The 15,492-nt window shown below is 73.3% G+C and carries 17 protein-coding genes and 1 pseudogene; 6 read left to right on the forward strand and 12 right to left on the reverse strand.

The genetic code is table 11. From position 1 onward, the window contains the following. The first annotated feature begins 116 nt into the window (after positions 1–116). Entirely contained in the window at positions 117–728 is a 612-nt protein-coding gene (gene wrbA, locus ACZ3ZE_RS21480) for an NAD(P)H:quinone oxidoreductase (RefSeq protein ID WP_361167980.1), read from the forward strand. A gap of 127 nt (positions 729–855) precedes the next feature. Here wrbA and ACZ3ZE_RS21485 read toward each other — a convergent pair whose 3' ends face one another. The 7 genes from ACZ3ZE_RS21485 to ACZ3ZE_RS21515 all read right to left on the reverse strand — a co-directional run bounded on the left by ACZ3ZE_RS21485 (position 856) and on the right by ACZ3ZE_RS21515 (position 7,683). Then, positions 856–1,143, reverse strand: coding sequence for a metal-sensitive transcriptional regulator (locus ACZ3ZE_RS21485; RefSeq protein WP_361167977.1), 288 nt, complete (start codon positions 1,141–1,143; stop codon positions 856–858). Positions 1,144–1,243: 100 nt separating this feature from the next. Next, positions 1,244–2,446, reverse strand: coding sequence for an RNA polymerase sigma factor (locus ACZ3ZE_RS21490; protein ID WP_361621008.1), 1,203 nt, complete (start codon positions 2,444–2,446; stop codon positions 1,244–1,246). A gap of 164 nt (positions 2,447–2,610) precedes the next feature. Continuing rightward, the gene (locus ACZ3ZE_RS21495) at positions 2,611–3,045 is read right to left on the reverse strand and encodes a YciI family protein (RefSeq protein ID WP_361167974.1); all 435 of its coding nucleotides are present in this window, start codon (positions 3,043–3,045) and stop codon (positions 2,611–2,613) included. A 251-nt stretch (positions 3,046–3,296) separates the two neighbouring features. Continuing rightward, on the reverse strand, positions 3,297–4,502 hold the full coding sequence (locus ACZ3ZE_RS21500; protein WP_467260157.1) for a winged helix DNA-binding domain-containing protein: 1,206 nt from the start codon (positions 4,500–4,502) through the stop codon (positions 3,297–3,299). Positions 4,503–4,609: 107 nt separating this feature from the next. After that, positions 4,610–5,671, reverse strand: a complete 1,062-nt coding sequence (locus tag ACZ3ZE_RS21505) for an aldo/keto reductase (protein WP_442305672.1) — start codon at positions 5,669–5,671, stop codon at positions 4,610–4,612. Between the two features lie 60 nt (positions 5,672–5,731). Continuing rightward, positions 5,732–6,640 carry an alpha/beta fold hydrolase gene (locus ACZ3ZE_RS21510; protein ID WP_467260159.1) on the reverse strand — a complete coding sequence of 303 codons (909 nt, stop codon included), beginning with the start codon at positions 6,638–6,640 and terminating at the stop codon, positions 5,732–5,734. Then, the gene (locus ACZ3ZE_RS21515; RefSeq protein ID WP_467260162.1) at positions 6,637–7,683 is read right to left on the reverse strand and encodes an ArsR/SmtB family transcription factor; all 1,047 of its coding nucleotides are present in this window, start codon (positions 7,681–7,683) and stop codon (positions 6,637–6,639) included. The genes ACZ3ZE_RS21510 and ACZ3ZE_RS21515 overlap by 4 nt, the downstream gene beginning before the upstream one ends. An 83-nt stretch (positions 7,684–7,766) precedes the next feature. Between ACZ3ZE_RS21515 and ACZ3ZE_RS21520 the strand changes: the two are divergent. Next, positions 7,767–8,828, forward strand: a pseudogene (locus ACZ3ZE_RS21520) (MFS transporter); the annotation flags it as partial. Positions 8,829–8,984: 156 nt separating this feature from the next. Here ACZ3ZE_RS21520 and ACZ3ZE_RS21525 read toward each other — a convergent pair. The 5 genes from ACZ3ZE_RS21525 to ACZ3ZE_RS21545 all read right to left on the reverse strand — a co-directional run bounded on the left by ACZ3ZE_RS21525 (position 8,985) and on the right by ACZ3ZE_RS21545 (position 13,560). Beyond that, positions 8,985–9,197: a DUF4287 domain-containing protein gene (locus ACZ3ZE_RS21525; protein ID WP_361169034.1), complete on the reverse strand. Its 213-nt coding sequence runs from the start codon at positions 9,195–9,197 to the stop codon at positions 8,985–8,987. A 217-nt stretch (positions 9,198–9,414) separates the two neighbouring features. After that, a complete protein-coding gene (locus ACZ3ZE_RS21530) occupies positions 9,415–11,694 on the reverse strand; it encodes an FtsX-like permease family protein (RefSeq protein WP_467260164.1) in 2,280 nt (759 codons plus the stop codon). Next, a complete protein-coding gene (locus tag ACZ3ZE_RS21535) occupies positions 11,691–12,350 on the reverse strand; it encodes an ABC transporter ATP-binding protein (protein WP_467260167.1) in 660 nt (219 codons plus the stop codon). Before ACZ3ZE_RS21535 ends, ACZ3ZE_RS21530 begins: the two co-directional genes overlap by 4 nt. Before the next feature lie 21 nt (positions 12,351–12,371). Then, positions 12,372–12,725 carry a hypothetical protein gene (locus ACZ3ZE_RS21540; protein WP_467260170.1) on the reverse strand — a complete coding sequence of 118 codons (354 nt, stop codon included), beginning with the start codon at positions 12,723–12,725 and terminating at the stop codon, positions 12,372–12,374. 241 nt (positions 12,726–12,966) lie between these two features. Further along, positions 12,967–13,560, reverse strand: a complete 594-nt coding sequence (locus ACZ3ZE_RS21545) for a dienelactone hydrolase family protein (RefSeq protein WP_467260172.1) — start codon at positions 13,558–13,560, stop codon at positions 12,967–12,969. Between ACZ3ZE_RS21545 and ACZ3ZE_RS21550 the strand changes: the two genes are divergently transcribed. From ACZ3ZE_RS21550 to ACZ3ZE_RS21565, 4 genes are all read left to right on the forward strand, one after another. Beyond that, positions 13,534–13,797, forward strand: coding sequence for a hypothetical protein (locus ACZ3ZE_RS21550; RefSeq protein ID WP_467260175.1), 264 nt, complete (start codon positions 13,534–13,536; stop codon positions 13,795–13,797). The two genes, ACZ3ZE_RS21545 and ACZ3ZE_RS21550, sit on opposite strands and share 27 nt — an antisense overlap. Further along, on the forward strand, positions 13,794–14,114 hold the full coding sequence (locus ACZ3ZE_RS21555; RefSeq protein ID WP_361167947.1) for a hypothetical protein: 321 nt from the start codon (positions 13,794–13,796) through the stop codon (positions 14,112–14,114). Before ACZ3ZE_RS21550 ends, ACZ3ZE_RS21555 begins: the two co-directional genes overlap by 4 nt. Before the next feature lie 212 nt (positions 14,115–14,326). Then, positions 14,327–14,797 (forward strand): hypothetical protein, encoded by a 471-nt coding sequence (locus ACZ3ZE_RS21560; RefSeq protein WP_467260178.1) that lies wholly within the window; start codon positions 14,327–14,329, stop codon positions 14,795–14,797. 102 nt (positions 14,798–14,899) lie between these two features. After that, positions 14,900–15,460 carry a hypothetical protein gene (locus ACZ3ZE_RS21565; protein ID WP_361167944.1) on the forward strand — a complete coding sequence of 187 codons (561 nt, stop codon included), beginning with the start codon at positions 14,900–14,902 and terminating at the stop codon, positions 15,458–15,460. Positions 15,461–15,492: the final 32 nt, after the last annotated feature.

Below are 15,492 nucleotides of genomic sequence, written 5' to 3' on the forward strand. Positions count from 1 at the left end.
TCGGTCCGTTCCAGGCCACGAGCATAACGTTCCCCTTGCGAATCGGATAGCTGTCCGCTTAGCCTCGGAGAGTCGAATCGGAAAGCAATCCGCTTAGCTCGATCGAGGAGCCCGCCATGTCCGTCAAGGTCGCCGTCGTCTACTACTCGTCCACGGGGAACGTGCACCAGCTCGCCCAGGCCGTCGCCGAGGGCGCCGAGAAGGCCGGTGCCGAGGTCCGCCTCCGCCGGGTCCCCGAACTCGCCCCCGACGCGGCCATCGACGCGAACCCGGCCTGGCGTGCGCACGTCGAGGCGACCGGTGACGTCGAGATCGCCACGCTCGAGGACCTGGAGTGGGCGGACGCCTACGCGCTCGGCTCGCCGACCCGCTTCGGCAACGTCGCCGCCCAGCTCAAGCAGTACATCGACACCGCGGGCGGCCTGTGGCAGCAGGGCGTGCTGGCCGACAAGCCGGCCACCGGCTTCACCAGCGCGTACAACACGCACGGCGGCAACGAGTCGACGCTGCTCGCGCTCTACAACACGTTCCACCACTGGGGCTCGGTCATCGTCGCCCCCGGCTTCACCGACCCGTCCGTGTACGCGGCCGGCGGCAACCCCTACGGCACCTCGCACGCGAGCACCAACGGCGCCCCCGAGGAGAACGTCCTCGCGGCCGCCCGCCACCAGGGCGAGCGCCTCGCGAAGATCGCCAAGCGCCTGAAGGGCCTCGCGGACGACGCCTGATCACCGGCGCGCGGGCTCCCCCGAGGGGCGGCCGGCGCGCGGGACTCCGCAGAACGAGAAGTACCCCCGGGGTGGACACCTCCGGGGGTACTTCCGTGTGCGCGGGGCTACGGCCCTCGGGGCGGCCTCAGGCCAGGGAGAGGAAGAGCTTCTCCAGGCGGGCGCGCATCTGGTCGCGGTCCTCGTTCGTCTTGCGCCCGTCCTCGATGTCCGTCAGGCACTGCTGGAGCCCGGTCGCGATGATGGCGAACCCGGCCCGGTCGAGCGCCCGGGAGGCGGCGGCGAGCTGGGTGACGACCTCCTCGCAGTCCCGCCCCTCCTCGATCATCCGGATCACACCGGCGATCTGGCCCTGGGCCCGCCGCAGCCGGTTCAGCACGGCCTTGAGCTCGGCGCCCGCGAGATCCAGTTCCACAACCACTCCTCCATGGATACCCCAGGGGGTACATTTCTCCCCGCCTCGGGGCCCTGTCGAAGACCAAGGATGGCACCTGCGGATTTATTGCCGGGGGGCGTCACGGATCGAGGCGGGCCGCGCGGGTCTCGAGGTAGCGGCGTTCCGGGAGGCTGAGGGTGTGGCGGGCGGCGGTGCGGTAGGCGTCGGCGGCGGCTCGGTGGGCGCCGGTGCGTTCGAGGAGGTGGGCGCGGACGGCGGGCAGGCGGTGCGAGTCGGGCAGCCGGGGTTCCAGGGCGGCCAGGGCCGCGAGCCCCGCCTCCGGGCCCTCGACCATCGCCAGGGCGACCACCCGGCCCAGCTGCGCCATCGGGTCGGGCGTCTTCGTCACCAGGACGTCGTAGAGGGCGAGGATCTGGGGCCAGTCCGTCGCCTCGGGCCCGGTCGCCTCGTCGTGGAGGGCGGCGATGGCCGCCTGGAGCTGGTACGGCCCCGGTGGGCCCTCGGCCAGGGCCTCCGCCACCAGCGCGGTGCCCTCCGCGATCGCCGCCCGGTCCCAGCGGCCGCGGTCCTGCTCGTCCAGCGGGACCAGCTCGCCGTCCGGCCCCGTACGCGCCGCGCTGCGGGCCTCGGTGAGCAGCATCAGGGCCAGCAGACCCGTCACCGCGCCCTCCCGGGGCAGCAGCCGGCGGGCCGCCCGGGTCAGCCGGATGGCCTCGCGGGCCAGGTCGGCGCGGTGCAGGGCGGGGCCGGAGGTGGCGGTGTAGCCCTCGTTGAAGATCAGGTACAGCACCTGGAGGACCGAGGCCAGGCGCGCGTCCCGGTCCCGCGGGGCGGGCGCCCGGAACGGCTGGTCCGCCCCGGTCGCCCGCAGCCTCGCCTTCGCCCGGCTGATCCGCTGCGCGATCGTCGCCTCCGGTACGAGGTGGGCGCGGGCGATCTCCGCCGTCGTCAGGCCGCCCACCGCCCGCAGCGTCAGCGCGATCCGCGCGGCGGGCGCCAGCACCGGGTCGCAACACAGGAACAGCAGGGTGAGCGTGTCGTCCTCGGCGGGCGCCGCCTTCGGGTCGCGCGGTTCGAGCCGCAGCGCGGTCTCCTCCCGCCGCGCCCGCGCCTCCTCGGCCCGCAGCGCGTCCGTCAACCGCCGGGACGCCACCCGGATCAACCAGCCGCGCGGATTGCCCGGCACCCCGTCCAGGGGCCACTGCCGGGCCGCGGCGAGCAGCGCCTCCTGTACGGCGTCCTCGGCGGCGGCGAAGTGCCCGTACCGCCGCACGAGCGCGCCGAGAACCTGCGGCGCGTGCAGGCGCAGCAGGTTCTCGATGTCGGGGGAGGGGCGGGAAGGGGGCGGGGGTGGAGTCCCGCCCGGAGTCCCGCCCGGAGTCCCGTCCGGAGTCCCGTCCGGGGTCCCGTCCGGGGTCCCGTCCGGGTTCCCGTCCGGAGTCCGGCCCCGCACCCCGTCCGTGTCCGGGCCGTCGGGCGGCAGGGTCAAGCCGTCCCGCCCCCGCCGAGGTCCGCCCCGCCGGCCTCGTCGATCTGGCGGATGACCACCGGGTAGACCGGTGAGCCGACGGGTGCGGGGCACTGTGCCACGCGGGCCGCGATCTCCGTCACCCGGTCCAGGCTCGCGCAGTCGAGGACCCAGTACCCGGCGAGTACCTCCTTCGTCTCCCCGTAGGGGCCGTCGGTGACGACCGGCCGGCCCTCGTCGTCGGCGGTCACGAAGCGGGTCCTGGCCGGCTCGACCAGGCCCTGCGCGTCGACGAGCTCGCCCGATTCGGACAGGTCGTCGCTGACCGCGTTCATGTAGGCGAACATCGCCCTGAGCTCCTGCTCGCTCCAGGCCGGGCTGCGGTCGCTCGCCGTCCCCTTCATGGCCTCGTAGTCGGCCTGGGCGCCCTGCACCATCACCAGGTACTTCATGACGTCTCCTCGGTTCGGGGGCTTCCCGGGGTTTCGGCGGATCTCCCCGGGTTCCTCGGGGGCCGTCGGGGGTCCTCGGGCTCCTCGGGGTCCTCGGGGTCCTCGGGGTTCCTCGGGTTCCTTGGGGTTCCTTGGGATTCGTGGGGATCCCCGGGGCTTCTTCACAGGAGACGTCGGAGCCGGGCCGGGTTTCTCGACACCTCGCCGGAGCTCACCTGTACGGGTTCCCCCGTACGGGCCAGCCGCGCCGCTCAGCCCCCGGCCGCCAGCTCCCGCTCCAGCGGTGTGCGGAAGCGTGGCGTGATCCGGACCTCGCCCACCCAGGCGGCGAGCCGCGCGGCCTCCGCCTCGACCGCGCGGACCGCGTCGGCGCCGACGTCCGTGAGGAACCGGTGCGCGATCCCGCCGTCCGGGCGCTGCGCCCAGCCGCCGACGATCCGGCCGTTCCACCAGAGCGTCGGCCCGATGTTGCCGCTGCGGTCGAACAGCGCGGGCCGGTGAGCCGGGTCCAGGTACCAGTCGCGGGACTGCCAGCCCATCGGTGTCGGGTCGAGCGCGGGCAGCAGCGCCGCCCACGGGCCGACGGCGTCGGGCCGTACGGGATCGAGGTCGTCGGGGAGGAGATGGCCGACCGTCCCGGCCTCGTCCAGGGCGACCGGTTCCGCGCCGAGCGCGGTCAGGGCGCGGCGGACGTCGGTGACCTTCCATCCCGTCCACCACTTCAGATCCGCCTCGGTCGCCGGACCGTACGCGGCGAGCCAGTGCCGTACGAGCTCCGACTGGGCTTCGGCGGGCGGGAGTTCGTCATGGGGCGGGGTCAGTGCCCAGCGGAAGCGGCTCGACGTCCAGGACCCCTGCGGCCGGCCCCGGGCGATCCGGCCCTCCATGCCGAGGACCCGCAGCACCCGGCTGGACACCGACTGCGGCCCCTCCTGCGCGGTGCCGACGCCGTACACGTACTGCTCGCGCAAGCTCGGTACGGCGGTGCCGAGTTCGGCCCCGGTCGCCTCGCGGCGTGCCGCCAGCTCGGCGAGGACCCGGCGTTCGGTCTCGGCGAGCCAGGCCGCGTCGAGGTCGCTGCCCGCCGCCAAGTGCTTGAGGAGGGAGGCGCGTTCGCGGACGGCGGCGGCCGTGGAGGTGGAGGAGTGGACGGCGGCGGCGAGAGAGGAGGGCACGACGAAGACCGTGTGCCGCATGCCGTGCATCCGGATCAGGGTCCGCTCCTCGTACAGCGCCCGCTCCACCTCCGCCACGGGGTCCCGGCCCTCCGCGAGCCGCGCCCCCGCCGCCAGGAACACCGTCGCCGGATCCGTCGCGTGCAGCGCCACCAGCGCACCGGCGACCTCCTCGACGGTCGCCGCCCGCGCCGCCCCGGCCAGCCGGTGCCGCAGCGCGAGGCGGGCCCCGCGCTCCTCGGGGCCGACGACTCGGCCGTGCTTCTTCTCGCCTCTGCTCATGGCCTCAGCATGGCTTCGAATCGCGCCCGGCACCGTTCACACGGGCAGGAACGCCGTCACCGTCTTCCCTCGACGCCGGGCAGGTGATGCTCTTCGACGACGCGGGGTCAGTCGGCCGCAGCCCGCTCGCCCACCGGCCGGCGCCGCAGCGTGGCGTCGGTCAGGGCGGCCGGGCGCCAGACGCCGTCGGCCCGGTAGAGGTCGGTCCCGGGCGGGACGATCGCGTCGATACGGTCCATGGCCTCGTCCGTGAGGACCACGGAAGCCCCCTTCAGCAGCCCCTCCAGCTGCTCCATCGTCCGGGGCCCGAGGATGACGGAGGTCACGGCCGGGTGCGCGGCGGCGAAGGCGACGGCCAGCTCGGGCAGGGTGCAGCCGAGGGAGTCGGCGACGCCGGCCAGCTCCTCGACGGCGTCCAGTTTGGCCTGGTTGACGGGGAGGGCGGGGTCGAAGCGGTGCGGGGTGAGCGCGGCGCGCCCGCGCGTGAGGTCGACGGGGAGGCCCCGGCGGTAGCCGCCGCTGAGGAACCCGGACGCCAGGGGGCTCCAGGTCAGCACCCCCATCCCGTACCGCTGGGCGACGGGCAGGACGGACGCCTCGATGCCGCGGGCGAGCAGCGAGTACGGGGGCTGTTCGGTGCGGAAGCGGCGCAGCCCGCGCCGTTCGGCGACGGCGTGCGCCTCGACGATCTCCTCGGCGGGGAACGTCGAGCAGCCGAAGGCGCGGATCTTGCCCTGGGAGACCAGGTCGCCGAGGACGTCGAGGGTCTCCTCGATGTCGGTCCGGTGGTCGGGCCGGTGCACCTGGTAGAGGTCGATCCGGTCGGTGCCGAGCCGCGTCAGGCTGTTCTCGACGGCCCGGACGATCCAACGGCGTGAGGTACCGCCCCGGTTGGGGCCCTCGCCGCCGACCGGGAAGTACACCTTGGTGGCGAGGACGGTGTCGTCGCGGCGGCGCGGGTCGCGGAGCGCCTTGCCGACGATCTCCTCGGACTCGCCCGCCGAGTACATGTCGGCGGTGTCGACGAAGTTGACGCCCCGGTCGAGGGCGGCGTGGATGATCCGTATGGCGTCCTGGTGATCGGGGTTGCCGACGGCCCCGAACATCATCGTGCCGAGGCAGTACGTGCTGACTTCGATCCCGGTCCCGCCGAGTACCCGATAGCGCATGCGCCGCACCCTAGGAGCTGGAGCGTGCTCGAAGGCAAGTGGGCGTCGACGGTACGGAGTTCAGCGCGGCAGCTCGTCCAGGAACCGGGCCACCAGGTCGTGCAGGACGTCCGGCCGCTCCAGGTGCAGGTCATGCCCGGTGCCGGGGACGCAGGCGCCCCGTAGACCGGGCTGGAGCCGGGCCATCCCGTCGTACTCGTCCCCCTCCATGATCCCCTTCTCGCCGACGACGGAGAGCAGCGGAACGCCGATCGCGGCCCACTCCTCCCACCAGTCGCGCCCGCTGTTCTCGGCGAGCGAGGCACCCATCACCTCGGGGTCGAACCGGGGCCACCAGCCCCCGTCGCGCCGCTCCAGACCGCCCGCCCAGCCGTCCCCCACGGGCCCGCCGCCGAAGTACGCGGCGGCCGCCTCCCGCGACGGGAAGGGCACGGGCCAGGCCTGGAGCCAGCCCCTGATCTCCTCCGGGAGCCCGGGCTCGGCCCCACCGGGTCCGGCCTCGACGAGGACGGCGCCGGCGAGGACGGCGCCGGTGACGCGCGACGAGTGCCCGGCGGCGGAGAGGGAGGCGGCGGTGAGGAAGGCGGCGTGCCCGCCGTACGACTGCCCGACGAGCACGGGCGGCCGGCCCCCGGGACCGCCCGCCAGCCCCAGCCCGGGGTCGTCGAGTACGGCGATGATGTCGGCGACGTACGCGGCGCGCGAGGTGTCGGCGGGCTGCCGTTCGCTCGCGCCGTGCCCGCGCTGGTCAAGGGCGACGACCCGGTGCCCGTCGGCGCGCAGGAGCCGGGCGAGCGCGTCCCACTCACCGGCGTGCCCGGCGAGCCCGTGCAGCAGGAGCAGGGACCGCGCGGAACCACCCGACCCGTCCCGGCCACCGTCGCGACCCCAGTCACGGCAGGAGAGCCGCACCCCGTCCCGTACGAGGACGTGCTCGGTCCACTCGATCTGGTCGGGGCGGCTGGTCATACGGGTTCCTCCGCGGGGCAGAGCAGGCTGTCGGCGACGGTGGTGCGGGCGTAGAGGACGGCGCGCCCGCTGCGGTGGGCGGTGACGAGTCCGGCGTTCTTGAGGGCGATGAGGTGCTGGGAGACACCGGCCGCCGACAGGCCGCAGGAGGCGGCGAGTTGGGTGGTCGAGGCGGGGGTGTCCAGCTCGGCGAGGAGGAGGGTGCGGGAGCGGCCGAGGACGGCGGCGACGGCATCGGTGGCGCTGCTGGTGGTGCGGGGCTCCCAGAGGTTGCCGATCCCCCGTGCGGGATAGGCCAGTTGGGGCGGGTCGGGGGCGACGGAACGCGTCAGGACACGCGGCCAGGCGAAGGCCGAGGGGATCAGCAGCAGCCCGGAACCGGCCTGGTCACGGGTGAGCGCGCAGGCGCGCCGGACGAGGCGCAGGGTGCCGTCGTCCCACCGTACGGTCTCGTGGAGCTCGCTGAGCACGCGCGCCGAACCGTGCTCGGCGACCTGGCGGGCCCGGTGGAAGACATCGGCTTCGAGGAGGCCGCGGATACGGGCCCAGTAGGGGGCGAGGGCGAGCTCCCAGTAGGTCTCGATCTCGATGGCGAGCCGGTCGAGGTCGATGTCGGGGTCGGGGGCGATGTCGGGGCCGCGGGCGGTGTCGCGGTCGCGGGCGGTGTCGCGGTCGCGATGGGCATGGGGACCTGCGGGGAGGGCGGTGTCGCGGCGGAGGAGCCGGAGGTCGCGGGCGATCTGTTCGGGCGGGGTGCGCCGGATGGCGTCGAGTTCGGATTCGAGGGTGGGGAAGGGGCCGGTGGGGGTGGGGTTGAGGAAGTCGGCGAGGTAGCCGCGGGCGGGAACGAGCGCGGCGAGCCGCCCGCGGTCGAGCCCGGCGCGGGCGATCCGGGGCCGCACCTGGGCGGCCCACCGGCGGTGGAGCGGCGGTTCGGAGGCGTCCCGGAGGAGGCGGAAGCTGGTGACGACCTCCCACATGGGGGAGACGGCGAAGCGGGTCTGGGCGAGATCGGCGGCGGAGAAACTCAGTCCGGACTCCATGCGTACCCCCGTGCTCCGAGCGTTGGATTCGGCCTGAGCTTAATCATTGGAGGGGGAAGGGGGAGCGGGAGCACCCTCCTGCCATGCCCTCCAAGTCCCCCTCCTCGTCCTCCTCGTCGTCTTCGTCGTTCTCGTCGTTCAAGAACCTGCCGCCCGTGGTCTGGACGCTCTTCGGCGGCACGGTCGTCAACCGGCTCGGCTACATGGTCACGCCCTTCCTGGTCTTCTTCCTCGCCTCGCGCGGAGTGACCGGCACGGAGACCTCGTACGTGCTCGGTGCCCTGGGCGCCGGCAACCTGCTCGGCCCGGCGGCCGGCGGTGTCCTCGCCGACCGGATCGGCCGCCGTCCCACGATGCTGATCGGACTGCTGGGCGCGGCGCTGGCGCAGGGCGCGCTGTTCGTGGCGCCGGGGGTGTGGACGATGGCGGGGGCGGCGCTGCTGATCAGCGCGACGGGCACGCTCGTCTCACCCGCGGCGTTCGCGCTGATGGCGGACGCGGTCGACGCGGAGCGCAGGCAACGGGCGTACGCGCTGTTCGGCTGGGGCGTCAACATCGGCACGGCCGTGGCGGGGGTGCTCGGCGGGGTGCTCGCCGCGCGGGGCTACTGGCTGCTGTTCGCCGTCGACGCCGGGACGATGCTGGTCTACGCGGTCGTCGTCGCCACCCGCCTGAGCGAGCCGCCGCGCGGCCCGCGCCCGCAGAAGGACGGCATCGGTTACGGGGTGGTGCTGCGCGACCGGCTCACGCTGCTCCTGCTGCCCCTGTTCGGCGTCCAGCTCTTCGTCTACTCACTGACCGAGGTGGCCCTGCCACTGGCCATCCACGACAGCGGCCTCTCGCCCGCGGTGTACGGCGCGATGGCGGCCGTCAACGCCGTCCTGGTCGTCGCCCTCCAGCCCTTCGCGACGGCCCGGCTCGCCGCACTGCCCCAGCTGCGGGTGCAGGCCGCCGGCAGCGTCCTGATCGCGCTCGGCGTGGCGCTGACGGGCGTGGCCGACGGCATCGTGGGCTTCGCCGTGTCGGTCGCGGTCTGGTCGCTGGGCGAGGTCGTCGTCGCGGGCGTCGCGGCCTCCGTCATCGCCAACCTGGCCCCGGCGCACGCCCGCGGCCGCTACCAGGGCGCGTTCAGCTGGACCTGGGGCGTCGCCCGCTTCGGCGCGCTCACCGTGGGCGTCACGGTGTACACGGGCCTCGGGGCCCCGGCCCTGTGGTGGTCCGCCCTCGCCGCCGGCCTGGCGGCGGCGGCCGCGACCCTGGCCCTGACGGGCCGGGTCACGCGACGGACAGCCCGGCAGGAACTACTTGGCGCCGGCGAGGGCATGGGCGACGAGCGCGTTGGCGTGGCCGTGGCCGAGCCCGTGCTCGGACTTGAGCCAGGCGACGAGCTCCATGTGCTTGGCGAGCGGGGAGCTCTCGATGAGCCCGAGCCATTCGGAGACCGGACGCCCGTACTTCTTCTCGATGGAGGGGAAGTAGCTGGCGGGGCCCTTGACGGGGGGAGTGGCGGACATGGGGCCTCTTCTCTGCGGGGTGCGGGTGCGGGTGCGGGTGCGGTGTGCGGCTGACGGTGACGGCTGTGAGCTGTCGAGATCTGCCGTGATCTTCTGTGATCTTCTGCGATCTTCTGCGATCTGCCGTGAGCCGTCGAGAGTAGAGACCGGGTCCCCGCCGAGAACTCATCGGCGGGGCCGTGGTGATTTTCGAAGCCCGTCGGCCGGGCCGGGCGGGTCAGTCCCGCCGAATGTGCTCGGGATCGACATGCCGCCGCACAAGCGGCAGCGAGGCCAGCCCGCCGACCACCAGCACCCCCAGCGCCGACACCACCAGCAACGGCAACCCGGCCCAGTCCCAGTGCACGGCCCCGCCGCCGGTGATCAGATAGCTGGACTCGGCCAGCCACCCGGTCACGACAGCCGCCCCGAGCCCCACCCCGAGCGGCAGCACGACCTGCGCACACTGCGCCCACCGCAACGTCCCGCCCCGCGCCCCCAGCAGAGCCAGCGCGGCCACCTGCCCCCGCCGCTCCATCGCCCGATCCGCCACCGACACGACGAACGCGGCGACCCCGACGACGAGCCCGAGCACCATGCCGGCGGCGAGGAGACTGCGGATGACGGTGAGCTGGTGCAGCGAGCTGACGACGATGCCTACGGGCACGACCTCGGCGGTCGGCGCGATGGCGCCGATGGCGTCCAGGGCGGTGCGGACGGTGGTGGGGTCGGAGGGGGTGACGAGACTGATGGTGCCGTCGGCGGGGACGGTGTCCGGGGGGAGGAGGGATGGGGGGATGAGGACGTCGATACCGGAGAACGCCGAAGGCTGCCAGGCGAACACGGTCACCTTCTCCTGCGGAACGACGACGGTGATCTTCCTTCCGTTGTCGAGGAGGAACGGAAAGCCGCGGCCGGGCTGGCCGTCCGGATTCTGCAGGGTGTCCGGCTCGTCGACGCGGAGCACCTTGCCGTCGACGCAGCCGCTGCTCGACTTCGTGAAGGAGGCCAGCTGGGCACAGGTCGCGATGGCCGCCGTGATCCGCGGAGTGTCCACGTCGAGGGAACGGATCCACGAGTCGGCGGTGAGCCCCTGCCCCCGGACCCCTTCCACCTGGCTGAGCCGTGCTCGCTGGTGGGCGTCGACGGCGTCCACGGACAAGGCGTACTCCTGGACGGGAGCGGTACGCCGGCTCACCTGGTCCAGTTCGACGAGGACGCCCTGCGTCAGCGAGGCCGCGTACACGAGCAGCACGAGCCCGGTGACGACGCGCAGCGCGCTGCCGGGGTCGACCTCGGCCCGGCGCATCGCGAGGGTGAGCGGCAGCGACCGCACCCGACCGGCCAGTCGGCGGGCCAGCCACGCGGTGACGGGCGCGAGCCCGAACACCAGCCCCGCGCCGGTGAGCAGCACGGCCCCGGGAACGAGTACCGCGCTGGCGCTGCCCCCGGACGGGTCCCGCCCGAGGACGCTGAGGACGCAGTACCCCCCGATGACGCCGAGCCCCGGCACCAACAGCAGCGTCCCGTACTTCTTCGGAGGCTTGCGCTGAGCGGTCCGGCGCACGTTCAGCGGCGTGAGTGCCGCCTCGCGGGCGGATCGCCGTCCGACGAACCAGGCGAGCGCAGGGCAGAGCACCAGGCAGACGGCGAGTGTGGTGACCTCCGGCCGTCCGTCGGCCGGGTACCAGTGCAGCCCGGGAAGGCCGATCCGCGCCATGACCTCGTTGAAGCCGAGGTATCCGGCGACACCGACGACCGCCCCCAGGAACGCGGCGGCCACCGTCTCGCCCGCGTTGACCCGCAGCGTGTCCTTCATGCTCAGCCCGACCAGCCGGAGCGCGGCCAGCCTGCGGGCCCGCGACTCGGCGGAGAGCCGGGCGCAGACGGAGAGGAACACGGCGAGGGGGAGCAGGACGACACAGGCGAGGGTGAAGCGGAGGATGTCGAGCGTCGACTCCTCCACGGCGGGATACGGATCGAACGAGGAACCGAACGAGTGGAGTCCGGAAGCATCCGACGGCAACTGCTGCCTCGTCCGTCCGACATACGCGTAGAGGTCGTCCTGGCCGGCCAACCCCGCCGGTCCGATGACGCCGATCACCCTCCCGGGCAGGAGTCCGGCGATGCCCGGTTCCTCCGCCAGGACCTCGCGCAGCCGAGGAGAGACGAGCACCTCACCCGGGGCGGGGAGCCGGTCCACGCCGGGCGGCAGCTGCGTCGGCCCCGGCCGGGTGTGGGCGACGAACACCCGGTAGAACGGCTCGGATCCGTACGCGTCCTGGCGTGTGGCGTACGCGATGGTCGACGCAGGCTCCGGGGACGTGTCCTGCATCATCGGGCGGGGATTCCGCTCGCTGGACCGCGCCTCGTGCGCGCCGATGATCGCCGGAATGGTGAGGACGGCGGCCAGGCATGCCACCCCCAACGCACATCCGCCCGTCATCAGCAGGAAGCGTGCCCGCCCGCGCCGCCCGCCGCGCCACAGCAGGCGCAGCCCGAACAGGAAGCCGTTCACTTCAGGACTCCGTCGGACATCGTGTACCGGACGTCGGCCCGCGCGGCCACGCTCTCGTCGTGCGTGACGATGACGACCGCCGTGCCCTGATCGCGGGCCAGCCGAAGGAACTCGTCCAGTACGGCGGCGGCGTTCGCGCTGTCGAGGGCCCCGGTCGGCTCGTCCGCGAACACCACGGCCGGGCGGTGCACCAGGGCCCGCGCGACGGCGACGCGCTGGCTCTGGCCGCCGGACAGCTGGGAGGTCCTGCGCTGGAGCAGCTCGGTCATGCCGAGCCGCCCCAGCACCTCCCCGGCGACGGCGTGCGCGGGCGCCTTGCGCTGGCCGGCGAGACGCAGCGGGAGCGCCGCGTTCTCCTCGACGGTCAGCTCGGGCAACAGCTCGCCGTACTGGAAGACGAACCCGAACCGCTCCCGGCGCAGCGTGCTCAGCTCGTCGTCGTCGAGGGTCGCGAGATCGACACCGTCGAAGACGACCCGCCCGCCGGTGGGGGCCAGCACCCCGGCCAGGCAGTAGAGCAGCGAGGACTTGCCGGATCCACTGCTCCCCATGACAGCGGCCACTTCTCCGCGCCGCAGCGTGAAATCGGCGCCGCTGACGGCTTGGTGTGCACCGTAGAAGAGGTCCACGCGCTCGGCGCGGAGAACGGCGTTCATGGTGATGTGCGCTCCGCCCCGTCAGCCCTTCCGGTGGTAGGAGAGCTCGGGGGAGCAGTTGTCCGGCCGCAGCGAACCCCGATCACGGCACACCCGGATGGAGGCATCCGTGGAGTACAGGGCCGCACCGTCGTACACCACCTGGTCCAGGTGGACGGTCTTGCGCTGGACGCCGTTGAAACGGTTCCAGGAGTAGCCCTGGACCTTCGCCTGCAGGTAGACGTTGTGGCCGTCGTTGGGGAAGCTGTCGACCAGGTCGCCCTTGAAGTGGAAACCGCCGTGATTGCTGTCCTTGGCCTCCCAGCGGTACTTCGCGTCACGGAACTTGGAGCCGTCAGTGGTCCGGGGCTTGATCTCCTGCCACGAGTCCGCCACCGCGGCACCGATTCCTCCGACGAACAACCCGGCGGCCACAGCCACCGAAACCCACTTCCGCACAACGCCTCCACTCAGAGCACCAAGGGATCTTGTGGCTCTGAGTATTGGGGGTGTCGCTCACCGTAGTGAAATGCCGGATCGTTTCCTTCCTACCATCTGGTGAATCGACGACCGGATCGTCAACACCCGCACCCGCACCGTCCGTTCTCCCGGCACTTCAGCTCCCCCCGACTCCCCCTCACCCCTCCAGCCCGGCCAGGAACCCCCGCACCCGCCCCATCAGCACCCCCGCCGCCTCCGCGTCGTACCCCGCGAGCCCCGCGTCCGCGAAGAGATGCCGGTCCCCCGGGTAGAGGAACAACTCACCGCTCCCCGTCCCGCCGCGCACCCCCGCCACCAGCGCCCGGGCCGCCTCGACGTCACCCTCGCCCGCGAAGAACGGATCGGTGTCCATCCCGTGTACCTGGACCGGCACCCCCTCCGGCCAGCCCCCGCTGAACTCCTCTACCGGCACGCACGCCTCGAACAGCAGCGCCCCCGCCGCGCCCGCCCGGGTCTGGGCCAGCTTCTGGGCGGGGAGGACGCCGAGGGAGAAGCCGGCGTAGACGAGCCGCTCGGGGAGCGGGTCCGCCGCGCGGACGCCGCGCTCGACGAGCGTGCCGAAGCCGACTTCCATCGCGTACGCGGCCCCGGCCTCCAGGCTGTCGAACGTCCGGCCCTCGTAGAGGTCGGGCGCGTGCACGGTGTGCCCGGCGTGCCGCAGCTCCTCGGCGAAGGCGAGGACGCCGGAGGTGAGCCCTTGGGCGTGGTGGAAGAGCAGTACCTCGGCCATGGTGAGCGGCTCCCGTTCCTCGTTCGCTTCGCGTTCCCTCGATGCCCGTTCATCATCGAGGACCCCACTGACAACGCCGCGTCACGCGAAAGCGGCCCGGCCTACGCCGAAGCACCCCACTCGGCCTCGGTGTTCACGCCGGTCCCCCGGGCCGACGCCGCGAGCCAGGCTTGCAGGGGCGCCGATGCCGTGTCGTGCGATTTCGGCGCGGCCGGGGCTCCTAGGCTCGGCATGTGACGGAGAACGAGATCAAGCTCAAGGCCATCGCCGCTCTGACGGCGCTGCGTGGGGGAGTGGACGAGAGCCTCGTCTCGGACCTGCTCGGCGAGGTGATTCCGCGGGAGTTCTCGGTGCCGGTGGACGCGACCGCCGAGGAGGCCGGGCTCGCCGTCCTCGGCCAGCTCTCGGACCCGCTGAGCGCACTCGTCAACGGCTTCATCCTCGCCTTCGACGCCGTGGCCGACGCCCACGACGCGGCGGGCGCGGAGCCGGGCACGGAACCGATCCTCCAGGAACTGGCCCTCCGCCTGGCCAGCGACAACTTCGAGGACTGACGGAGGGCCGCCCCCAACCGGAACACCACCCCACCCCACTCCGCCCCCCGGCTACCCTCAACGCCCCCAAAATCAGGCCCCGTTGTCACGGAGCACCCGGCCGAGCGGCGCCGCGGGGCGGGCTCGCTCTTGCTGGACGCCGCGGTCGAGGCGGCGCGGACCTGCCCGCGCTCAGCGCGCTCGTCGAGAAGGCGCCGGACGGCTACCGGCTCGTGGAGTGGGAGGGGGTGGTCCCGGAGGAGTTCGCGGAGACGTTCGTGGCCTCGCGGCGGGCGATGGACGACACGCCGATGGGCGCGGTCGACCACGGCACGGTCGTCTGGGACCTCGACCGGGTACGGGCGGCCGTCGGCGCCGTCGCCGGGCGCGGGGACGTCCTGCACACCGTCGCGGCCGTCGACGTCTCGTACGGCTCCATGGCCGGCTTCACCGAGCTCGTGGTCCCCGGCAGCGGTACGGGCGACGCCCAGCACTACGGCACCGGTGTCCTCCCCGAGCACCGCGGTCACGGGCTGGCCCGCTGGATGAAGGCGGCGGGGATCGTCCGGGCCCGCGAGACGTACCCCGAGCTGGGCGGCCTCCTGACGGACACGGCCGACAACAACCCGTACATGCGCCGGGTCAACGACGCACTCGGCTACCTGCCGACGCACGCGGCCCACGAGTTCCAGCGCGACCTGTAACGCCGTCGCGGTCGACACGCGACCGAACTGACCGACCCCGCAAGGGTGATCATGCGGCGTGCCTGCGTGAACGGGCCCGGCGCGGTTGTCGAGGATGCGCCCATGCGCCTTTCCACCTCGCTGTCGCGCCGTGCCCTGCTGCCCTTCGTGGCGGCCGTCGCGCTCCTGGCCACCGCCGGCACCGCCACGGCGACCGCGGCGGAAGCCTGCGGCTCGATCATCACCGCCCCGCTCGCCCCGCCGGTGGCGGCCGACGACCCCTGTCCGAGTACCGACCCGGTGGTGTGCCGCATCCGCGTCATGCCGATGGACCAGAAGGTCGACGCCCAGCGGACCCGTATCCGCTATCACGAGCTCCTGGAGGACATGCACCGCACCGAGGCCGACATGCGCGAGGCGGGCTCCTCCGAGGAGGAGATCGCCCGCGAGCTGGTCGACATGCGCAACCAGGCGAAGGAGATCACCCGCGCGGGCATGACCCCCGAGGAGGTCCGTGTCCTGGAGGAGCGCAACCAGGCCAAGTACGGCAACCCCCTCGGCCCCACGGCCGACCAGCTCTACGCGAAGTACGGCTCCTGGGAGAAGGTCACCGACGCGTCGATGCGCACCAGCTACGCCGTCGACCGCGAGCTGAGCCTCGAGTACCGGCCCTGCCCGGTGTAGCCCCTGATCCCGAGGAGGCCCGGACCACTCTC

Source organism: Streptomyces sp. NPDC023157 (assembly GCF_055560575.1).

Bases quoted from the DNA above. Each gene is read 5' to 3' on its own strand.
- ACZ3ZE_RS21495 (WP_361167974.1), bottom strand. From the start codon at position 3,045: ATGAAGTACCTGGTGATGGTGCAGGGCGCCCAGGCCGACTACGAGGCC.
- wrbA (WP_361167980.1), top strand. From the start codon at position 117: ATGTCCGTCAAGGTCGCCGTCGTCTACTACTCGTCCACGGGGAACGTG.
- ACZ3ZE_RS21515 (WP_467260162.1), bottom strand. From the start codon at position 7,683: ATGGAGTCCGGACTGAGTTTCTCCGCCGCCGATCTCGCCCAGACCCGC.
- ACZ3ZE_RS21535 (WP_467260167.1), bottom strand. From the start codon at position 12,350: ATGAACGCCGTTCTCCGCGCCGAGCGCGTGGACCTCTTCTACGGTGCA.
- ACZ3ZE_RS21505 (WP_442305672.1), bottom strand. From the start codon at position 5,671: ATGCGCTATCGGGTACTCGGCGGGACCGGGATCGAAGTCAGCACGTAC.
- ACZ3ZE_RS21545 (WP_467260172.1), bottom strand. From the start codon at position 13,560: ATGGCCGAGGTACTGCTCTTCCACCACGCCCAAGGGCTCACCTCCGGC.
- ACZ3ZE_RS21510 (WP_467260159.1), bottom strand. From the start codon at position 6,640: ATGACCAGCCGCCCCGACCAGATCGAGTGGACCGAGCACGTCCTCGTA.
- ACZ3ZE_RS21500 (WP_467260157.1), bottom strand. From the start codon at position 4,502: ATGAGCAGAGGCGAGAAGAAGCACGGCCGAGTCGTCGGCCCCGAGGAG.
- ACZ3ZE_RS21565 (WP_361167944.1), top strand. From the start codon at position 14,900: ATGCGCCTTTCCACCTCGCTGTCGCGCCGTGCCCTGCTGCCCTTCGTG.
- ACZ3ZE_RS21525 (WP_361169034.1), bottom strand. From the start codon at position 9,197: ATGTCCGCCACTCCCCCCGTCAAGGGCCCCGCCAGCTACTTCCCCTCC.